Consider the following 20,362-nt stretch of genomic DNA (forward strand, 5'->3'; position numbering starts at 1 on the left):
CCTCGGGTCGCTGTGGTTTGAACCACACAAACTGAATGAGGGGAACGGGCAGGATGGTTGCGCCGGCGCTGCCGGGGCCGAAAGGATTGGCCCCGCCTCGCGGCGGGGCCATCTTGGGCTGGCCTCAGTCGCGCGTCGGCCGGGACCAGATGAGCTGGAGGCCGTCGCTGCCCTCGACCTCGATCAGGGTGGCGTAAATGGCAGCCGGGAAGCTCGGATCGTCGAGCTTGACCGAGAGATAGTCGCGCCCCTCGGTCGAGGTCTTCTGCCAGGCCGCCCCGAACTCCACGGCACCCGACAGGATCCGGAAGGCCGGGCCTTTCTCAGAGGGCCGCTCCGGGCGCACCATCTTGGCCTTGACGTTGAGGTTGAGGGTTTTGATCGTGCCGTTGAAGCCGTCGCCGTTCGAGGTGAAGCTGCCGATGATCGCCATTGTCGAGTTCCTTCTGGTTGCTCGAGGCCTGCGCCCATCGCGGCCTCGATGGCAGTCGGAAGACCGGAGGAGATCGACCTGCATCCTGAAGGGACCGCAACGCAGTGAAGGACGGCCGGGAGCGGCTTTCTTGGTTCGCGAGGAATGGGACGGCAGGGCCCAGGGGAAGAAAGTCGTGGAAGGCCGTTGCAGGTGTGAGAGCGAGACGGCGCGCCAGCGACGACGGCCTCCGGTCAGACATGCCCATCGAGGACGTAGTGGATGCCAGGTCCTGGAAACAGCCCGGGAACGCATGGCGGTAGCCGCAAAACCCGAACTGGCTTCGGCACCGAGCATCGATCCCTCATGCAGCCTCCGCGATCGAGCCGGTCTGCGGCTGAAGCCCGTGAAGATAGGCGACGGCTCGCTGCGCATGCGCCGCGGCTGAAAAGATGAAGCGATTGTCGTTGGACAGAACCTCGAGCCAGGAGGCGAGATAGCTGGCGTGGTCTGGACGCGGCTCCAGCTCCGGCGCGATGCCCAGATCGGCGCAGAGGAAGCAGCTCCCAAGCTCCGCGATCAGCTCCTCGCGCGCCCGCTCGCTGCGATCCTTCCCGTAGCGGCTGAGATCGCGATTCGCACGATGCCGGGCCGCCGTCCAATGCGTCGCCTCATGGCTCAGCGTCGCGACATAAGACGCTCCATCGCGAAAAGTCGCAAACGGCGGCATCTGGATGTGGTCGGTCGCCGGGGAGTAGTAGGCGCGGTCGCCGCCATGCCGGATGACGGCGCCAGTCTGGGCGAAAAAGCGATCGGCATGATCAATCCGCTCAACTGGATCGGGAGACGATTCAGCCTGCCCGCGATGGTGGTCGGGTAGGCCGTCGATCTGCTCGGCGTTGAAGACGGTGTAGGATTTGAGGAACGGGATCTCGCGATCGACCGCGTCGCCGGCGGCATCAGTCTCGGTCTTCTTGAAGCGGCTGGCGAAGACGACCGTCGAGCCGGTTTCGCCCTTGCGGACCGCGCCACCCAGTTCGAGCGCCTGCTTGAACGTCATCCAGACCGGGGAGGAAAAGCCGCGCGCTGCGGCTTCGGACCAGAGCAGGAGCAAGTTCATGCCGCTATAGGGCAACCCGTTATGCCGAAGCGGCCGCGTCACGTTTCCACTGCCGTTTCCGGAACGCCATGGCTGCATCCAGGGGCGCACGCCCTTCTCCAGATCGGCGACGATCCTGTCGGTGATCCGCGCATAGATGTCCGCGCGCGGCTTCTCTTCTGACCTGCTCATGGTCCAACCTCCGTCGTGGAGGTCGCGCCGATCGCGACCCCGTCACGGCGGTCGAAAAGCCGGGGGATCAGGCGATGACTGCACCCGGAGGGGTGGAACGAAGTGGAAGACGGCAAAGCCGTTGCAGCCGGAGCCGTCCCGGCTACGACCCGTCAGCCGGAGGGGGCGCGATCGCAGGACTTCAACCGGCCGTCGCTCTTCTCATCAATGGGGCTGGCGCGCGGCAGCGGAAATCGCTATCTACTGACTATCTGACTAGATTGAGAAGAGTGGCGCGAATGGCCAAGGCAACGCCTCAGGGACGCTGGAAGCTCGAAGACGCCAAGGCGCGTTTCAGCGAAGTCGTGCGTCACGCGCGGACCGAGGGTCCCCAGCGCGTCAGCGTGCGCGGCCATGACGCGGTCGTGGTCATGAGCGTCGAGGAATTCGAACGCCTGGTTCCCCAAGAGCCGCAGGCGCCCTTCGTCGAGTTCATGGAGAGCCTGCATCTCGATGGGCTCGACGTAAGCCGCGAAGCGGATCTCGGGCGGGATGTCGAACTTTGAAGGGCTGGCTTCTCGACACCAACGTCGTCGCCGCGCTGATCAATCCCAATGGTGCGCCGTCGGTCAAGGCATGGGCGCGCGACCAGCGCGAAGACAGCTTCTTCATCAGCGTCCTGACGCTCGCCGAGTACGACAAGGGCATCCACAATCTGAGCGCTGATCATCCCGACCGGCCGAGATACAAGGCCGCCCGCGACGCTCTGGCGCAACGGTTTGAAAATCGGATGCTCACGGTCAGCAACGCGGTCGTACTGGCCTGGGGGCGGCTGTCGGGAGAGATCAGGCGGGCGAGCGGTCATCCGCCACCGGTAATCGACACGATGCTGGCGGCAACGGCTATCGAGCACGAACTTTATCTCGTGACGCGAAACACCAAGGATGTCGGCGCGACCAGCGCCGTGGTGTTCGATCCGTGGCACGACGACCCGGAACGGTTTCCGGTTCGATCCACCGGAAAAAGATTACGGTGAATCGTGGGCCGATCGCACGGATGGTGGAGATTGCGAGCGGGGCTGGCGCCCCGCTCGCCGAGGCTCAGCCAAACGCCGCCATCTGAACTGCCGCAGCCTTACGATCGACGGATGGGCCCGTCGTCTCGGTGGCTCGCTCGAAGGGCTTCCAGCATTCGCCGATGACCTGCTCATAGGCCGTGACAGCGCCCTCGGCTGCCATCAGCAGCGCGTGCGCCTGGACCCCCATGTCGGCCGCAAATTCTCGCTTGCGCTGGGCTGGACCATCGAAACCGACCGGGCCATCGACATCCTCGTCGCGAGCGTCGCAGGCCGATTTGGCCGTGGCGTCGCGCGCCTCGGTGACCGCGCGGGAGTAGAACTGTCCGGCGCCATGGGCCGAGCCGACATAAGCGCCGACGATGCGCTGCAGGTGGATCTGCATCGCCCGCTCGCCGAGCCCTTCCTGCAGGCTGGCCGCCGTCTCGACAATCAGCCGTTCGTGCAGATCGCGGATGCCCTCGCCGTCGAGGACCGGGAGCCCAAAGCTCTCGGAGATCAGGATAGCCTGCTGCGTGTCGGGGCAGGCGAGCCGGGTCATTTCGATGGTCGTGCCCTTGCGAAGCGGGATGACGCGGGCGGTCTGGCGGGGAGAATGGGCGGTCTTGGTCATGGGATCTTCCTTTCGGTTGCGCCCTCGGAGCCGGATCGCGCCTGGCCGTCGTCCCCTCGGGTGCGGTCGACACGAACCGTCGAAAGCCCTGGCGCTTCACAGGTCCGGCCTTTGCCAAGCGAGCGGACGGGTCTTGCGGCCAAGCAGGGCTTGCCCTCGCGAAGGACGAAAGGCCCGTCTGCGAGATCGGCGATGGCCGGCCGCCACGCGGCGCGGCACGCGGCCTTGAAGCGTCTGGCCGACGGTTCAGACCGCAGCAACCCGAGAGGACGAGGGCCCAGGCCCGTGCCGTTGTCGCGATGCGACCGAAAAAGATAGACTGGCCCATGCCGCATGCGTCGCCGACCGTTCTGGACCTGACGCACTGGCAAAGCGCCTGATCGAGTTGCCCGGTCACGCGGCGCCCGAAAGCGCTATCCGTTGACGCTCTCGAAGGTGAGCGATGGCCCCGTCCTGCCGCGCAAGCTTGCGCGACAATGCGTCGATTTCCGGCTGACGCTCTGCCGTCAGCGCCGCAAGGGTCGAGCGATAGCATTCCAGCACCATGCGTGCTCCGGATGCGTCGCCTCTCACCCGGCCCTGGCGCCTGCGCTTCAGCGGGACCAGAGCGATCGCCCGACGCGCGATCTGTCGGTCGATCAGCTCGAGCTGGCGCTGGACCTGCCGGCGCGCCTCCTCCATGCGAGCGAGCTGCGCCAACGTCTCAGGAAGGATCGTCTCGACGACGTCCTGTGCTGCCAGCCGATGAAGCTCGACGGCCCGGCGTAGACAGCGTGGCGGGATGGATCGATGACGAAGCCGAAGCGGCCGACGACGTACTCGTCAGCCGGCACGAGAAAGCAGCGCTCTTCGGTCCCGGCGCTGCGGTGGCAGCCTGGCGTGGCGACGCACTCGACAAAGCCCTTCCGATGACCCGACGTGATGGCGGAGACCACGATCCAGTCTCCGACATGCGCTTGGTGAAAAGCCCGCCGATCCTTCTCATGGGATTCGCCAGGTGCGAGCACGGTCCCGGTGATCGTCTCCCACGCATCAGGCCAGCTATCCTTGATCGAGCGCTGGGCGCAGCGCCGCTCGTAGCCGGTGAAGAGGTCGGGAAACGTGATGGCGACGATCGCCCAGGCGCAGTCCTCTTCGTACCAGCCGTCTTTCGCGCGCAGCAGAGGATGGACGTGTCCGTTTCGCTCGACCGAGAGCTTGAAGCCGCCATGTCCGGCAGTCGAATGGGATTCGATGCCGTCGGCGTAGAGGGTCGCGCTCTGCGAGATACCCCACGGCGTTCGCGCCCTGCTGTGAATCTCGCGGCGAACGAGCGCGCCCTTCTCGCGCAGATGCTCGCATGCTCCAGCACCTTCACCCGGAACGCCGCCTCATCCACGAGTGAGCCGGAATGGCCGTAAAAATGGGACCGACGCCATTCCGCGAGTGGACGCGCGATCCGCCAGCCCGTCGCGAGATAATGCCGACCTTCGCGCGCAGGCAGCATGGCGAAGGCACTGTCGCCGACGCGGGCGACTGAGAAACCTTCAGCCGATCGTCCGAACTCGACCTCCGGCGCTTCGGGAACCGCACCGATTTCGGGGTCGCAAGCGCTTCTCATGCCGCCCTCCCCTCGACGATAGCGGCGCCGACCTCGTCGGCCGTGACCTCCTCAAGCACGGCGCGCGGATAGCCATGGCGAGAGAGCCATTCCGCTGCCGCCGGCCGATGCGGCGCGAGATGGACTAGTTCAGCGTCCTCGCCGGGCCGATCGAGGACACGTACCGAGGTGATCGCCGGGCGTTCGGACACGCTGAAGTGCAGTGCCGAGTCCAGCGAGAAGGTGCGATGGACCCGGATGGCGACGACGTCGGCGGCGCCGAAATCGGCCTGATGCAGGGTGAAGCTCGCGGACAGGCTAAGATTGCGCATGCTCCGGCTGGGCTGCTTCCGGATCAGGCGGCCCTTGCCGTTGCTGGTCAGCCAGGCCGAAAGCTTCTTGGTGAAGCGCTCCGGCGGTCGCGGCGTGCCGTCGGACCAGGCGATAATCGAGCCGATGGGTGCGTTGTCGTAGATTGAGTTCGCGGACATGTTCGTCTTCCGTAATGGCGCTGCGTGGAAACGAAACCGCCGCCGGCACGAGGCCGGCGGCGGGATGTTGATCAGAAGTAAGTGAGGAGGTCGGAATTACTCCGCTGCGACCCGGTAAGCCTCGTCGATGGAGTCGAGATCGACCTCGTCGAGCCCGGTTGCATCGCTGGCTCGGTCTTCGGCCTCGCCGACAGTGACGTCCGCGTCCTCATCCGCAACGAGCGCGCTCTTGCTACGCCAGGTCGCAACCTCGGCAGCATTCGGCGCGAACGCAGCCGCCGGATGAACGAAGCGCTGGCCCTTGAAGTGCTCGACCAACGCGGCGCGCGTGTCCTTTACCCGGGCACGCGGCAGGACGGGCGTGTCCTTGCAGGAGCGCTCCAGAGCCAGGCGCGACAGGCACGACAGGAACTCCTCCGTGCCCATGCTCGGCAGGAACCCGTCCGCACCGATCGCGTCGCCGGCGAGGCACGCGACGATGCCGCTGTTGGTCCGGTTTTCGCGGGCCGACAGGACGTCGATCAGGGCCGAGCGCGCCGCGACGCGCAGCGTGTCCCGGTCGAAGGAAAGTTTGCCGTCGCCATCGACCAGTTGGACGGCATGACGCTCCATCCGGGCGAACCCATAGACGTCGTCGGACGCGCCGGACTGGACCGAGATGTTGCGCCCGGCGAGCGCGAGCACGAGCAGCGCCATCAGCGTGTCGTCTTCGATCGGCGCCCGCGCCAGCGCTTCGTGCAGTGCGTCGTTGCGGAGGTCGCCGATCATCTCGACGCCCTTGCGGGTCACGTCAGGCCGGGGCTTCGGCATGACGATGGCGTCAACGCCATCGTCGGCGTCGTCCGCGCCTTTGCTCTTCGGCTCTGGCAGCCGGAAATTGACGCTCTGCACCTTGCCCTCGCGGTCGAGATACATCGCCGTGCGGTCGCCCTTGCCCGGCTTGCCGTGGACGCGCTCGGCCTTGGGCGGCAGAACGACCTGACCCCAGTTGTTGACGTCGGTGATGACGCCGCGCTTTGGCAGGTGGATGGTCATCCACTCCTGCTGGGCCCCCAAGAACCCTTCCACATTGGTGGTGTAGCGGCTGTCCTCGTCGGCCGGCGCGAACAGATCCTCGACCCAAGAGATGCCGTAGGCCTGAGCGAGATCGTCGCCAAAGCTGGCGTCGCGCGCATACATGCGCTTCTTCGACAGGGCATTGGCGACGCTCCACCACGACACCTGCGGGTCGCCCTTCTTCGGCTTCTGCGCCTTCCAGACCTCGCGCTGTTCGTCGAGATTGGCCGCCGCGATGGCGCGCAACTGCTGCTCGCTCGGCATGTCGCCCTTGGCCATGTGGTCGAGCATGGCCGGCAGGACGTTCGCCAGTAGCCTGAGCTTCCTGATCTGGCGCACCGGCAATGCGAGCGCGACGCCGATCGCTTCCTCGGTCCAGCCGAGCGCGACGAGGCGTTCGATCGCCCGCCACTGATCGACCGGGTTCAACGGCTCGCGCGCGATGTTCTCGACCATGCTGCGCATCGCGCCATTGTCGTTGGCGGCGTCGACGACGAGCACGTCGATTTCCTCTAACCCTGCCGCGATCGCCTGCTTCACGCGGCGATGTCCGGAATCGATGATGTAGCCATTGCCGCCGTCGGGTTCTGGCGCGATCACCGGAGGCTGGACGAGGCCGACCGCTTTGATCGTCGCCAGCAGCAGCGCATCGGCCTGCGGCGTGGATTTGGTCTGGCGCGAACGATCGGAATTCTCCTTCAGCGCGCGCGGATCGAGTTTCATGAGATGCATGGGATGCTCCTTCAGAGGGTGTCGGACGGCCTCGACCTGTCCGGTTCAGTCTTCTTCCCGAAGACCCCTCCAAGCCCGCGGAGCGGACAGGCCGGTGCAACTGCGGCCGAGCATCTCGGCCCGGATGGCCAAGCGGGGCCAAAGCCCTGCGCAGGACGACGGGCCGAAATCGCGCCGGCGGCGGTTGAGCGTCAGCGTCAGCGGCATGGCCGATTGGCGAGCAAGGTTCTCTTTCTGCCCCTTGTCTTTCTCAGCGCCCATCGATGCAGCCGACGGCCGTCTTGATCTGACACCATTATGGTGGCAGAACGGAGCATGGAGAAAAGGCGGCCGACCTCGATCTCGACGCGATCAAGGCGGCGCTGGGGTCAGTCGAGACACTGGCGATGACGTCTACGGCGCTGCGCGACGCCATCGCTCTGAGCTTCGACCGCGCCGCTGTGGTCGAGACGATCACCAAAGTCGAGCGACGCATGTTCTTCAAGTCGATGACGACCTTCGCCGATCATCGCGTCTGGCAGGACGTCTACCATGTGCCGGCCCGCGACCTGATGCTCTACGTGAAGTTCCAGGCTGACGTCGTCACTGAGTTCACGGTCATGTCTTTCAAGGAGAAATGATTATGGCGGTCTCGAAGCAGGAATTGCCGAAAACGATGATCTCGCCGGAAACGGGCGAGACGTTGCGTCGTGGCACTCGTCCTTTCCTCGTCACCTATCGGCACAAGAGCATGACCGTCGAGCTGCCTGGCTACTACCCGGAAACGGGCAGTGAAGGGGTCCATGTCGGTGACGACATGGCGATCTCCGACCTCGCGCTGCGGACTCTGAAGGAGGAGATCGACGGCATCCCCTCGCCTGCCACCATTCGCAGGGTGCGCGAGAAGTTGAAGCTGTCGCAGCGCGAGGCGGGCAGCCTGCTCAGGGTCGGCGAAAACGCTTTCGACAAATATGAGCGTGGCTTGGTCGAACCGAGCGGTCCGACCAGCCAGTTGCTGCGGCTGCTTGACCACCATCCCAAGCTGATCGACGAACTTCGTCAAAGCGCCGCTTGAACAGCGATCGCATTCGCGTCGGCTGCTGGTCGATTGCAAAACAATGGAGAGCCGCATTTAGTGTGGCTATCGCCGCGCGCGAATAGAGACCCCGATCGAGCGAAGCGCGTAAAGAAGATCGGCCTGCCTGATCAGTTCGACCGCCGGCGAAGAGGTCAGTTTCTCGCTTACGGCCCGGTCATAAACCGCGACACAGTCGGCCGCGGTCAGACACGAGGCGTAAAGCAGCCCGTCGATAGCGAAGGGATCGTAGACGGCCTCGCTCAGCTCACGGCCCTCGCGATGCTCTTTTGCGCGCGCCGCGTCGGTGCTGACGCCGAGCCTCAGCAATCCGGTCGTTCGCAGATCGAGAACCGTGAGAGGAGCGGTCGCCGTGACCTCGGCGACCGCCCAATTCTCGATCTCGCCTTCATCCAGAACGCGGTCGATCTCGCCTTCAAAACGATCCCACACGATCGTCTCGGCGATGGCCGTGGCGAGGTCTCTGGCAAGATACAGGAGCTTGAACGCCTGGCTCGGGCTCGAAAACCGGCTGTGCCCGAAACCCATGCCGAGCGGCTTCCTCATATGCGCAACAGGCATCACGCGCAGATAGGCACGCGGTTGAAACGCCAGCGCAAGATCACTGACTATCCTGGGATCGAGCTTCACGTCTCAGCCAAAATCACGCGACGCCGCTTCCAGCACCTCCTCAACGCGGCCGTTCTTGAGCGCATCGAGCGGCGCTTCGCCAAGGCTCGGCTTGGTCTGGATGAGCCACTGCCAGGCGACACGCGGATGGGCGATGATCTTCGTCACCTGCGACATGCCCTCGACCGGCCGGCCGTCAACGAACTGGGCCAAAGGAAAGACATGCTTGCGCTCGCCCTTGAGCAGGCCGATCAATGCGCCACGCTTCTGCCATTCGTGCAAGGTCGAGCGCTTCGTGCCGAACATCTTTTCGATGTCGCCAGGGCCCGCAACCGGACCGGCCCAATCCTCGAGCCGAACCGTCGTCGCGAACTCGGCGAGACGGCGTCGGCCTTCGTCAAGATCAACCGCGCGCCCAAGGCCGGGGCCTTGGCTGACTTCGACGGGTTTTTCGACTGGAAGCTCGATCAGCTTGCGACCGGCTCCGGTTGCGAGGCCCTCCACGACGGCTTCGACGGCGCGGGCCAACTCGTTGTCGCTTCCGGCGACTCGCCGCTGTTGCTCGACGGATAGCCGCGACGCAGCGGCCGAGACAACCGCCACGACCTTGCCCGTGGCTTCGAGAGCTGTCTTGGACAGCCCCGGATTGTGACGCGCCAGAACTTTTAGGACATCGGCGAGGGCTGCCGGATCAACGGCAATCCTCCCTCCGGTTTGGACTCTTCGGACAGATACGACCATGACGGCTTCCTTCACTGAGCCCGATAAATAGCCTTGATTGTCTTGATTGTCCAGATTGTTCGGTCTGCAGAGCAAACGATGATGATCGCCCCCGCGTCGGATGGGTGGGATTGAAGCGCCCCTCAGGCAGCCGCCGTCTTCAACGCACCTGGCCCGTCGAAATCAATCGCCAGCGCCTTCTCGATCTCGACCAGTTGCCGGCGCTTCTCAGCCAACTCCGTCCCGAAGGCGAACTCCCCGCCCTCGCGCGACCGATACGACGCAAGCCGGCTCTGGGCCTTAGCGAGACGCTGACGATACCGCTCCCGCTCGCCGTCGAAATCCCCGAGCGCATGTTCGAGCCGCGACACCGCGCCGAGCGGCGTCACGGTGACCGGCAGATCGATCTCGTGCTCATGGCCCGTGCGCAGCAGCATCGTCTCAAAGCGATAGCCGTCGCGCCCGCCGCGCTTGCCGCTGAACTCCAGCTCGAACCCGCCGATCGTGGCGATCACCACCTCCCCCTCATGGCGCATCTGCACGAGGGTCAGGATTTCCTTCAGGATGGCGCGACCGGCGTCCTTGCGCTCGCTATAGGATGCACCCATCACGACCATAGTGAATGCGTCGCCAGCCGTCGGCGCGAGACGCTCAATGTCGCGTCCTATCTCGCCGATTCGACGGGTCGAAACCGCGATATCCCGCTCTGCATCGCGAAGCTGCCGGCGCACGGCGAACTGATCGTCCTGATGGGCGGCGCGCAGGCGCTCCAGCCGAGCGATCTCAGCCTCCAGCCCAGCCTTCTGCATCAGCCGCTGATCGCCCGATGCGATCGCTTTGGCCATGGCGAACTGGCTGGCCTGCCCCTCGCCCATATCCTCAAGCCGGCGGATCGAGGTATCGCCGGAAAGCGCCGCGGCGATGAAGCGGGCTTTTCGCTCGTTGTTCTGCCACATGGTGGCGTCGAGCGAACCTTGCGTGGCGTAGGCGAAGATATCGACCTCATCATGCTGGTTGCCCTGCCGGACGATCCGGCCTTCCCGCTGCTCGATTTGCGAGGGCAGCCACGGCACATCGAGATGGTGCAGCGCTTTCAGCCGGAGCTGCGCGTTGACGCCGGTCCCCATGGTCTCGGACGAGCCGATCAGGAAACGCACCCTGCCGGCGCGGACATCGCCGAACAGCCGCTGTTTCGCCTCCGACTTCTTGAAGTCCTGCATAAAGGCGATCTCGGCAGCGGGCACACCGTGCCGGACAAGCTCGTCGCGGATCCAGCGATAGGCCGAAAAGCCTCGGGCTTTCTCGACACTGATCGTGCCGAGATCGGAGAAGATCATCTGCGCCGCGCCGCCCAACTCATAGGGCTTGCCATCGGGTCGGACGTAAGCCGCGTCAGCAGTCTCCCGCCAGATGCGTAGCGCGTTCCCGATCAGGAGGTTGAGCTTGTTCTCCGCCTCGTTGTCATTGTCGGGATCAACCAGCCGCAGATCAATCGCGGCATGGCGGCCGTCGGTGATGACCGAGAGCAGGATGTCGTCGCCCGGCTCCGGCGGCCGGTCGCGCATCTCGATCGCCTTGATGCGCTCGTCAAGCAAGCGCTGGTAGGATTTGAAGGCCGATGTCGGTTTGGCGGTCAGAATCTGACGGCGGCCGGTCGAGATCGCCGGCACCTTCACATAGCGCCGCAAATCGTCGGGGAGCACGACATCCGCGAAGGATCGGAACATGGCGATCAGTTCGGGCACATTGACGAAGCTGGCGAACCGCGAGACCGGCTTGTATTTGCCCGATGGCTGCAGCTCGAGTTCGGTCGTGGTGTCGCCAAAAGTCGAGGCCCAGGCGTCGAACTCGTGCAGTCCGCGCTGCCGAAGCGCGGCATGGTCCATCAGGCGCTGGACCGAGAACATTTCGCCGAGCGTATTGGTGATCGGCGTCCCCGACGCCAGCACGAGCGCCCTGCCCTGGTTCTTCGTCTCAACGAAGCGTGACTTAACATAGAGGTCCCAAGCGCGCTGCGAGCCGTTGGAATCGACGCCTTTCAGCGTCGACATGTTGGTGGCGAAGGAGAGCTTCCGGAACTCCTGCGCCTCGTCGACGATAATCTGGTCGATGCCGAGCTCGGAGATGGTCAGGAGATCGTCCTTGCGGGTCGCGAGCGCCTCCAGCCGCTCCTTCAATCCTTCCTTCAGGCGCTCGAGACGCTTGCGCGAGACGCGGTCGTCGCTCTCAACCTTGGTCAGCAGGTTTTCATAAAGTTCGAGTTCGTCCTGGATCATCTGCTGCTCGAACGCCGACGGCACGTCGATGAAACGGAACGCCGAATGCGTGATGATGATTGCGTCCCAAGCCGCGGTCGCTGCGCGCGCCAGGAAGCGGTGGCGCTTCTCCTTGGTAAAGTTGCTCTCGTCGGCGACGAGAATGCGAGCATTGGGATAGAGCGCCAGGAATTCACGCGCGACCTGCGTCAGGCAATGGCCCGGCACGACCAGCATCGCCTTGGCGATCAGGCCGAGCCGGCGCTGCTCCATCACGGCAGCCGCGAACGTCATGGTTTTTCCGGCGCCGACAGCATGGGCGAGATAGGTCGAGCCGGCCGCGACGATCCGCCAAATGCCGCGCTTCTGGTGCGGGTAGAGGGTGAAGGCGCCGCTCGCGCCGGGCAGGTTCAGATGCGAGCCATCGAAGGCGCGCGGCGCGATGTTGTTGAAGCGATCATTGTAGACCCGCGCCAGCCGATCGGTTCGGTCGGGATCGGACCAGACCCAAGCCTGGAAGGCGGTCTTGATTTTGTGGAGCTTCTCCTTGGCGGCTTCGGTATCGACGACGTTGAGCACCCGCCGCTCGCGGCCGTCCTGTTCAACGGTGTCGAAGATCTGCGGGATGCGGCTGTTCAGGGCGTCGGTGAGCAGCTCGCCGGCATGACGACGGCCCGTGCCCCAGTCGGAGGTTCCCGCCGCCAGCCAGCCGAGCTGACGTGCATCGACCGTCCATGACGCCAGCTCCGGCATGTGGCGGATCGTGATCTCGGCGCCCATCGTCTCCTTGACGAAGCCGACGACATCGGCCGCCGGAATCCACGGCGCGCCGAGACGCGCGGTGATGTCGGAGGGACCGAGGTCGGCAGGCTGGACGGCAACGAGGGCACGGACATTGCGCTCGACGACAGTGTCGAGTTCGGCTGCGGCCTCGGCCGCCTTCAGCTTGTCGCGCACCGGCCCCGACAGATAGGCGTCCGCCATCTGCCAGGCGCCGTCGGCCGGATTCTGGAAGATCGCGTCGCCGAGCTCGACGACGACATCCGCGACATCCCGATGCAGCAGCTCGGCGATGTGCTCGAGATCAACGCGGCCGCGCTCGTTCAGGACGACAGCAAGCGCGTCCGTGGCGCAGGTGATGACGGGCGCGGCAGGCGGCGCAATGACGCGCTCGCTGAACAGCGGTCCCGGTTTGGCGGTGTCGGTGTCGAGGTCATAATCCTCAATCGAGGCGACGAGCCAGCAATCGGGATCGTCGAGGAAGGGCTGCAGGTTTGGCCGGCGATGGGTCTCGCGGACCTCGCCGGTTGTCTCATCCTCCGAGATCGAGACGGTCGTGTGGTTGATCGGCCCGAACTCGCGCAAAAAGCCCGACCAGGCGATGCGCAAGCGAATCTGTGCATCCTTCCAAGGCCGATCCTGCTCCTGGGCGGTCAAGACCTCGCGCACGGCGTCGCGGATCGGGATCAGTTTTTGGATGATCCGGACGTGCTTTTCCGGGACGCCTTCGGCGCTTCGAGCCTTTCGAACTCTTACTGCAACCGGCTCGCTGTCGATGAGCTGCATCAGCTCGCGGCGCGTATCGACGAAGTAGCTGCCCTCGCGGAGCCGCGTCTCCTGCGGCAGCGCAGCATTTGCGTCGGACGAAACGTCGTCGTCGAGGTCGACCACTTCCGGCTCACCGTCATAGAGACCTTCTGGAAGACGACGGATAGTGGCGTCCAACGCGGAATCGAGCGCGACGTCGGCCTGGGGCAGACAGGCATAGGCTTCGCCGAACGGGCCCGATGCGAGGGCATGCGTGCCGAGCACGAGGCCCGGGTTGCGCACGAACCAGCGATTGACGCGGATCGCGCCTTCGTCGGCTGTTACAGGCTGAACCTCCTCCAGATCGAGCCAGTCAGGGTCGCCACGCAGATCACCCGGCTTTCGCTTGCGGAAGAAAAGGATGTCGATGCCGACATCCGTCCCGGCGTCGGCGCGGAAGCTGCCTTGCGGCATCCGAATGGCGGCGATCAGATCGGCTGAACTGGCGATGTGCTCGCGCGCCGTGACGTCGGCCTTGTCCAGAGTGCCATGCGAGGTGACGAAGGCTGCAAGCCCACCGGGCTTCAACAGATCGATCGAGCGCGCGATGAAGTAGTCGTGCAGCCGCAAGCCCATCGAGCGATAGGCGCGGTTGGAGCGGACCGTGCGATCGGAGAACGGCGGATTGCCGATGGCGAGATCGAAATTCGCCGGCAGCTCGGTGCGCGCAAAATCACCGGCGAGGATGCGCGCGCGGGGCTGCAGCAACCGGGCAATGCGCGCCGTCGTCGGATCGAGTTCCACGCCGGTGACATGCACATGATCCCGAAATGCTTCCGGCATGAGCGCCGGAAACAGCCCTGTGCCGATGCCGGGTTCGAGCACGCGGCCGCCGCGCCAGCCGAGCCGCTGCAGGCCGGCCCAGATCGCCCGTACGATGAACTCCGGCGTGAAATGGGCGTACTGCGTGCAGCGCGCCAGCGAGGCGTAGTCGGCGTCGCTGACCGCATCCTGCAGCGCGCCGCCGATCATCTCCCAGCCTTTCCGGAACGCCGGCTCGTCTGGCCGTCGGAAGACGCCATTGGCAAGGTCGGATGCACCGAACCCGGTGAAGCGGATCAACCTGCGCTGCTCGTCTGGCGTCGCTGGTCGCTCTTCGGCTTCGATCTGCGCGGCGAGCCGGATCGCCGCAATGCTATCGCGAGCCCGGTCCTTCCAGCTTGCGGCGAGGCCACGATCGCCATCGAGGAGGAAATTGACGCCCCGCTGGATCGCAGGCGATGGCGCGAGCGGGACGATCCGTTGCGCCGGCGACGGCGGCATCGGTTCGGGATCATCGTCGTCATTGACCGGACCGCCGCCGGCGAAGTCCGTGACGCCGAGGCTGAAGGGCGACGAGAGCGCAGTGTCGTGGAAAAGGTCGATGGTGAAAGGATCGAGATTGAGGCGGTGGTCATGCGCCATGGCGGAGGTCTCCTGGGTTCGAGGCGCGCGCCATCGCTCCCGCCGGATCGGATCCGACGGAAGTTGCGAAGGTCGCGGGACGATGGATTTGTGGCGGGTGGGCAGTCCGGCGGTTCAGCGCCGGACCAGGGCTAGCGAGATAGCGCTGTCGGTCATCGCGATCGTGAGATGCGTCGCCGTTGGCGCGGCCACGATCAGCTTCACGAGGTCTGCTGCATCGAGAAACTCGACGCCGTCATCGCCGCCAAAGTGCTGGCGCTTGTAGTGCCAGGAGTTGGGATTGGTCTTGGGATCACACTCCTGGGCGTAGAACACGAGCGGACGCTGATCCTTGGCGAGCTCGCCGTTGGACATAATGTAGACGCCCTCATCGCCGACCAGCCAGAGACCGGGCCGCTCGTTCTTGCCGGAGGTGAGGCCATGCGGATTGCGAAAGCCGCCATTGAGAACGGCGTCGATTCGTCCGCGCGTGATGACGGCGCGGACATCCGTGACGGAGAAGCTGAACATCGTCGCCTCCCATCACGCCGCGACCGCGTCGGGCAGGTAGCGCAGATGCACGGGCAGCTTTTCGCTGACCTCCGCATCCGTCAGGCCATCGAGGAGCCTCAAACTGGTTCCCTGCCGGCTGCCATAGACGGTGACGGTGCGCTTCCCCCGGTCGAGCACGGGCCAGCGCTCGCCGGCATAGCCGCGATAGTCGTCATGGGTGCTCGACCAGATGTGCTCCAGGCGCTCCTGCCGCGTCATCGCCCGAACCGGGCGGGTCTCGCGCTCGATGATCGCCTCGCGCATACGCCTGCCGGAATCGATGTCGGCGAGATCGCAGTAGCTGTGGAAGTACCGGGCCCGGCCGTCGATCCACAAGGTGAAGAAGACGCTGGTGATCGAACCGGTCAAGAACTCGCGCAGCGCGAACATGTCGACGCGCAGGATCAAAGGCGGCAGGACCTCGAACATGTAATCGTGCTCGGCCTGCCCGATCTCGAACCACTCTCCCGCATAGAGCGAGCGGCCATCATCAGGTCTACGGTCGGGCCGCTGGGCATGACGGTCGAACAGCCGAAACATTTGCCGCCGGTCGGCGACGCCCTGGAACACTTTGCATATGGGGAAGACGGTCATGGGCTGCTCCTGTGGTCTCGTCAGACCGGAGCGCGGCTCATCCTCGCGACATCGCCATCATCTTCGGCTCTTCCTGACCCCTCCCCCGCGGCCGCCGTCCCGTTCTGTCGGGTCAAGGGCCGGCGCAGCCGGGCGAAGCGTCACCCTTGATGCGGCCGGCGGGCATGCGGCAGGCCTCCTCTCCTTTCTCGTCTTTCCAATTCCTCCCTCGCATTCTCCTTCAGAGCGTCGTTCCAGTCATCGCCGGGTGGCCTCAGCCGAAACCAGTCGCAGCCGGCGGTCTCGGCGATCTCACGCAACCGCCCGGCATATACCTCACCTTGGCTGTTGGCGTCCGTCGCCGCGACGAGCTGGGCGCCAGGACGCGCGGCGAGCGATCGCACCGCCGCATCTGTCGCAGGCGACCAGCCGCCGCCGGTGCTGAGATAGAGGCTGCCATCCCGCAGCCCCTCAAGCGCCGCGAGGCTCATCGCGTCGATTGCCGCCTCGGTGACGCAAAATCTTAGCGCTTCGGACGCGCCGATCCGGAACAGCACCTTCGCACCGCCGGTCGAGAAACCGCGCCATGCAGGGCCGCGCTCCTCCCAGCCGGAGACAATGCCGCCGCTGTCGGCATGGGCGGCCCATAGGCTGCCATGTGGGCCTTCCCGCAGCCGGTCCTGACGGATCGCGGCGCGCAGCACGCTTTCGGGGAGATGGCGTTCGTGACGCAGGTAGCGCCAGGTGGCAGAGCCGGGCCGAAGGGCTGGCCTAGCCCGCCAGCGTTCGGCAAGAGGAACAATGGGCTTTTGCGGGCTTGGTCTTTGCCACTCAGGTTCGGCCGGTCGAAAGCCGACCAGCTCGGCCGCGCGCGCAAGTGCCTCCGTGAAGGCAACGCCGTCCAGATGCTGGATGAGCGAGAGCACGTCGCCCTTGGCGTCCGACAGCGGGTCGAACCAGCCCCTGCCCTCGTGGATCACGATGACGATGTCGCTGCCGCGCCGATGCTTGACGGCACGGCCCGTGCTCTCCCTCAGATCGATGGCGAAGCCGGCTTTCTCCAGCACCGCCGCGCACAGCACGCGCCCCTTCAGTTCCTCGAGTTCTCGTTGCTCCATCATCTTTTCCGGCGCCTTCCGTCCGGCCTCTCTCTTTCATCCACCATTCCGCCCATCTCGCGGCACCACCCCCCCCCGCCGCGAAGAGCGGCGCGTGCAAGGGCGCGGATCGACGGTCGACGGGAAGTTGAGATCAATCGTTCGCGGCGCAGCCTCCCTTGCGGGCGACTGCTCGCCAGCGGCACTAAGTGCCGGCTCAGTGAGCCGGCCGGCGATCATGGGGGTCGAATTCGTGAATGACGTGGAGCTCGTCATCGGCGTCGATCTCGTCGCTCGGTAGCACTCCATAAGCGCCATCGATCTGGAAAACCGTGACCGCGACCATCAGCATGCGGGCGAGTGCGAAGGCGTGGCTCTGGGCAAGGACAAGATCGTTCGACATCGTGAGGCTCCATCCGGGAGCGGGGCAATTCCCGCTCGATGGCTCCTCGAAGGGCTGGTTCCGGTCGCGATCACCGCGAAGGCGAAGCCGCAGCGGCGGCACGCTCGCGTAGCCGACCCCTTGCGGGTTGATCGTGGAAGATCCGGAACCGGACCAGGACGCCATCGCAAAAGAGCGGGATTTGCGCTGCTCTCGGTGGACCGCCCGTTCGAATGAACCGCTGGACCGGCCAGCTTTCTGCCTCGGGCATTTTAAGCCGGATCAGACGCTTTCAAATTCCGGATTGGACGCTGAACCGCGCCGGTCTCGTCCTGAGGATCGAAGTGAAAGCGTCGTCGAGCGTGCAGGCGTCGGATTTTCGCGGTTTGCGGCGATTGAGGGCCGTGTTGGATCGCGTTTTGCACGAGGGGTCGTGCTCTACGATAGAAAGCATGTGCTGCCTTTCGGGGAGAAACTCAGCGCGGCACCGATATCGGTACTTTGGGCAGAGTGAGACGCACATGCCGACGCCTCTCCTGTCCCGCGTCAGGGATGGACGCCCGGATGGGTGAAGACCCGCAAGGGGCTTCAGCTTTGCCGTCAGCCCGGCCCGAAGGGTGACGCCGTGACTTACCTACGCTTTTTCCGATGCCGCCGTCTCCTGCCGAGCACGGGCATCGGGTTCTCTCGCTTCCCTTCGGTCTCTTTCGCCCGCAACTGCCGGGTAACATCTTCGATCTCGCGAATGGCGGCCGCTACCTCTCCAGCGGGAAGGAAATGGCCGGTGATCCATCGGTCGATGTATTGACGCACGTCAGGAGCACAGCCGCGCTTGAGGAATGCAAGAACGAGCGCCACGTTTTCCGATCTGAAACGAATGATGCGCTCAAGAAGAAAGCTCGTCGCTTGCATGCAGCGCAGATCAAATCGATCGGACTCGCGCCAAAGCTGGTTGAGAAACGTGATCGTGACTTCGATATGCGATCGAAGATCGGCGTTCCGTGTCCCGATGAAATTCGCGATTGCCCGGAAGTTCTCCAACCCATTCTTGGGGTCTCCGCGGAGAACCGCGAACATCGTGGCTACGTTCAGGGAAAGGTGTCCGTGACGACGCCAGGCGAGTTTGACAACCAGATCGACATAGCGGCCAGCATCGATCGCGCCGGTCTCGTGAGCGAACGAGAAGATCGGCTGCAGCCAAAGACCTTTCGCGGCACAGGCGGCTTCGGCGAATTGTCGGTAGTACATGTCCTTGGATACGAGGATGTAATCCGTTCCTGCGAGGTTGGCGGCATCAAGAACATAGCTGCCGAAGGTCTGAGTGATCACGGTTGCGACCTCCCGGGGATGGTCGGGAGCCACGACGGGGCGAACCTCGCAGGCGGCCTCGATCCGCTTGAGTTGCTCGACGATGTAGCCGCGCCGCGCGGCAATATCTTCAGCAGTGTGGTCCTGACGGATGTACTCGCCATTGTGCCAGGTCATTGTCATCGACCGTCCGGCGGGTGTCTCCTGCTCGTCGCGCAGGTTCTTGATTTCGTCGATGACGGTCTGTGGGACGACCAGCGTCCCGAAGACAGACTGGAGCACATCGAAGGCATCCATCGTTGACACAGTCCAGGCAGTGTAGGCGTCGAGCACTACTCCTGAACGACAATGGGTCTCCAGAAGAGTATGAGCCGCCAACCGCTCCGGTTCCGTGCCCAGGCAAGTGCGGATATCGAAATCAAGGAAACGAATGTATTCGACGAATCTAATCGTATCCCGCTCGCCTTTCGCGATCGCTTAGAAAGCCCCGGCGCGGCCGACGTTGCGGGCGACCGTGAACCGCATCACTCCCAGCCCTCGACGACAATCTTGCCGCGTGCGGTAGTGCTCTCAAGCGTCTCATGCACGCACTTGAGGTTCGCGGCGTTGATGGGGGAGAACCGTTCGGTGAGGGTGGTGCGCACCTCGCCGGCGTCCACAAGGTTGGCGATGGCCGACAGGATCTGACCCTGCGCTTCCATATCAGCGGTCTCGAACATTGATCGGGTGAACATGAACTCCCAGTGGGTCGACACCGACTTGCGTTTGAACGGTACGACATCGAGTGTCTTGGGGTCGTCGATGAGCGCGAAGCGTCCCTGCGGGGCGATCAGCTCGGCGATCTGCTCGATATGCTCGTCGGTGTGCGTGGTCGAGAAGACGAAAGCCGGCGCGCCGATGCCGATATCCGCCACTTGCCGAGCCAGCGGCTGACGATGATCGATGACATGGTGTGCGCCGAGCTCACCCACCCAGGCCTGCGTCTCAGGGCGCGATGCCGTCGCGATGACGATCAGTTCGGGTACCTGGCGAGCAAGCTGGATCGCCATCGAGCCTACCCCGCCGGCACCCCCGATAATCAACAGCGCATGTGCTGCACCGGCTACAGGAGTCCGCACGGACAATCGCTCGAAGAGGGCCTCCCACGCGGTGATCGCCGTCAGCGGCAACGCCGCTGCCTCTGCCCAATCGAGGCTGGTCGGCTTCTTCCCGACAACGCGCTCGTCGACCAGGTGCAACTCGGCGTTGGTCCCATCGCGGCCGATGCTGCCCGCGTAGAATACCTCGTCGCCCGGCTTGAAGCCGCTCACCTCAGGGCCGACGGCGCGAACGACACCGGCAGCATCCCAACCCAGGACACGCCAATCGCCGCGGATGGAACCCGAGCCACTGCGAACCTTCGTGTCAACCGGGTTTACCGAGACGGCGTTGACCTCGACGAGGAGATCACGGCCGGTAGCGACGGGATCGGGAAGCTCGATATCGACGAGCGATTCCGTGCGATCGATCGTTCCGGGCTGCTGATAGCCGACTGCGCGCATGGGAACTCCTGTTGTTTCAGGGGCTATATAGCGATACTTGGTGCGTACGGGG

The 20,362-nt window shown here is 64.7% G+C and carries 19 protein-coding genes and 1 pseudogene; 5 read left to right on the forward strand and 15 right to left on the reverse strand.

Annotation, left to right across the window (positions count from 1 at the left end; translation table 11 throughout):
* Positions 1 to 124: 124 nt before the first annotated feature.
* Both Q8S38_RS22495 and Q8S38_RS22500 read right to left on the reverse strand, forming a co-directional pair.
* Positions 125 to 433, reverse strand: a complete 309-nt coding sequence (locus Q8S38_RS22495) for a DUF736 domain-containing protein (RefSeq protein WP_305682577.1) — start codon at positions 431 to 433, stop codon at positions 125 to 127.
* Between the two features lie 343 nt (positions 434 to 776).
* A complete protein-coding gene (locus tag Q8S38_RS22500) occupies positions 777 to 1,703 on the reverse strand; it encodes an ArdC family protein (protein ID WP_305682578.1) in 927 nt (308 codons plus the stop codon).
* A 278-nt stretch (positions 1,704 to 1,981) separates the two neighbouring features.
* Here Q8S38_RS22500 and Q8S38_RS22505 point away from each other — a divergent pair, with 278 nt between their 5' ends.
* Entirely contained in the window at positions 1,982 to 2,248 is a 267-nt protein-coding gene (locus tag Q8S38_RS22505; protein ID WP_305682579.1) for a type II toxin-antitoxin system Phd/YefM family antitoxin, read from the forward strand.
* Positions 2,245 to 2,718, forward strand: a complete 474-nt coding sequence (locus Q8S38_RS22510; protein ID WP_305682580.1) for a type II toxin-antitoxin system VapC family toxin — start codon at positions 2,245 to 2,247, stop codon at positions 2,716 to 2,718. Before Q8S38_RS22505 ends, Q8S38_RS22510 begins: the two co-directional genes overlap by 4 nt.
* 64 nt (positions 2,719 to 2,782) lie before the next feature.
* Here Q8S38_RS22510 and Q8S38_RS22515 read toward each other — a convergent pair whose 3' ends face one another.
* On the reverse strand, positions 2,783 to 3,370 hold the full coding sequence (locus Q8S38_RS22515; RefSeq protein WP_305682581.1) for a hypothetical protein: 588 nt from the start codon (positions 3,368 to 3,370) through the stop codon (positions 2,783 to 2,785).
* Between the two features lie 420 nt (positions 3,371 to 3,790).
* Here Q8S38_RS22515 and Q8S38_RS25045 point away from each other — a divergent pair, with 420 nt between their 5' ends.
* A complete protein-coding gene (locus Q8S38_RS25045) occupies positions 3,791 to 4,138 on the forward strand; it encodes a hypothetical protein (protein ID WP_371125952.1) in 348 nt (115 codons plus the stop codon).
* Here Q8S38_RS25045 and Q8S38_RS22525 read toward each other — a convergent pair.
* The 3 genes and pseudogenes from Q8S38_RS22525 to Q8S38_RS22535 all read right to left on the reverse strand — a co-directional run.
* Positions 4,105 to 4,970: pseudogene (locus Q8S38_RS22525) on the reverse strand (DUF7007 domain-containing protein); the annotation flags it as partial. The gene Q8S38_RS25045 and the pseudogene Q8S38_RS22525 overlap by 34 nt on opposite strands.
* Positions 4,967 to 5,440 carry a hypothetical protein gene (locus tag Q8S38_RS22530; RefSeq protein ID WP_305682583.1) on the reverse strand — a complete coding sequence of 158 codons (474 nt, stop codon included), beginning with the start codon at positions 5,438 to 5,440 and terminating at the stop codon, positions 4,967 to 4,969. The gene Q8S38_RS22530 and the pseudogene Q8S38_RS22525, both read right to left, overlap by 4 nt.
* 96 nt (positions 5,441 to 5,536) lie before the next feature.
* On the reverse strand, positions 5,537 to 7,228 hold the full coding sequence (locus Q8S38_RS22535; protein ID WP_305682584.1) for a ParB N-terminal domain-containing protein: 1,692 nt from the start codon (positions 7,226 to 7,228) through the stop codon (positions 5,537 to 5,539).
* 386 nt (positions 7,229 to 7,614) lie between these two features.
* On the opposite strand from Q8S38_RS22535, the gene Q8S38_RS22540 reads away from it, so the two are divergent.
* Together Q8S38_RS22540 and Q8S38_RS22545 are read left to right on the forward strand one after the other, a co-directional pair.
* Entirely contained in the window at positions 7,615 to 7,848 is a 234-nt protein-coding gene (locus Q8S38_RS22540) for a type II toxin-antitoxin system MqsR family toxin (RefSeq protein ID WP_305682585.1), read from the forward strand.
* A 2-nt stretch (positions 7,849 to 7,850) separates the two neighbouring features.
* A complete protein-coding gene (locus Q8S38_RS22545) occupies positions 7,851 to 8,282 on the forward strand; it encodes a type II toxin-antitoxin system MqsA family antitoxin (RefSeq protein ID WP_305682586.1) in 432 nt (143 codons plus the stop codon).
* Between the two features lie 66 nt (positions 8,283 to 8,348).
* Here the strand turns inward: Q8S38_RS22545 and Q8S38_RS22550 are convergent, their stop codons facing one another.
* The 9 genes from Q8S38_RS22550 to Q8S38_RS22590 form a co-directional block, all read right to left on the reverse strand.
* Positions 8,349 to 8,933 (reverse strand): RES family NAD+ phosphorylase, encoded by a 585-nt coding sequence (locus tag Q8S38_RS22550; protein ID WP_305682587.1) that lies wholly within the window; start codon positions 8,931 to 8,933, stop codon positions 8,349 to 8,351.
* Between the two features lie 3 nt (positions 8,934 to 8,936).
* Positions 8,937 to 9,653: an antitoxin Xre/MbcA/ParS-like domain-containing protein gene (locus tag Q8S38_RS22555; protein ID WP_305682588.1), complete on the reverse strand. Its 717-nt coding sequence runs from the start codon at positions 9,651 to 9,653 to the stop codon at positions 8,937 to 8,939.
* 122 nt (positions 9,654 to 9,775) lie between these two features.
* Complete coding sequence (locus Q8S38_RS22560) at positions 9,776 to 14,878, reverse strand: Eco57I restriction-modification methylase domain-containing protein (protein WP_305682589.1); 5,103 nt, start codon at positions 14,876 to 14,878, stop codon at positions 9,776 to 9,778.
* Positions 14,879 to 14,992: 114 nt separating this feature from the next.
* A complete protein-coding gene (locus tag Q8S38_RS22565) occupies positions 14,993 to 15,388 on the reverse strand; it encodes a DUF3085 domain-containing protein (protein ID WP_305682590.1) in 396 nt (131 codons plus the stop codon).
* Positions 15,389 to 15,400: 12 nt separating this feature from the next.
* A complete protein-coding gene (locus Q8S38_RS22570; protein ID WP_291820837.1) occupies positions 15,401 to 16,003 on the reverse strand; it encodes a DUF1419 domain-containing protein in 603 nt (200 codons plus the stop codon).
* Between the two features lie 140 nt (positions 16,004 to 16,143).
* A complete protein-coding gene (locus Q8S38_RS22575; RefSeq protein ID WP_371125950.1) occupies positions 16,144 to 17,103 on the reverse strand; it encodes a DUF3991 and toprim domain-containing protein in 960 nt (319 codons plus the stop codon).
* A 193-nt stretch (positions 17,104 to 17,296) separates the two neighbouring features.
* The gene (locus tag Q8S38_RS22580; RefSeq protein ID WP_305682591.1) at positions 17,297 to 17,482 is read right to left on the reverse strand and encodes a hypothetical protein; all 186 of its coding nucleotides are present in this window, start codon (positions 17,480 to 17,482) and stop codon (positions 17,297 to 17,299) included.
* A 609-nt stretch (positions 17,483 to 18,091) separates the two neighbouring features.
* Positions 18,092 to 19,102 carry a PIN domain-containing protein gene (locus Q8S38_RS22585; RefSeq protein ID WP_371125951.1) on the reverse strand — a complete coding sequence of 337 codons (1,011 nt, stop codon included), beginning with the start codon at positions 19,100 to 19,102 and terminating at the stop codon, positions 18,092 to 18,094.
* A 191-nt stretch (positions 19,103 to 19,293) separates the two neighbouring features.
* Positions 19,294 to 20,310, reverse strand: a complete 1,017-nt coding sequence (locus Q8S38_RS22590) for a zinc-binding alcohol dehydrogenase family protein (protein WP_305682593.1) — start codon at positions 20,308 to 20,310, stop codon at positions 19,294 to 19,296.
* Between the last annotated feature and the right edge of the window lie 52 nt (positions 20,311 to 20,362).

The organism is Allobosea sp., assembly GCF_030695125.1.
GTDB lineage: Bacteria > Pseudomonadota > Alphaproteobacteria > Rhizobiales > Beijerinckiaceae > Allobosea.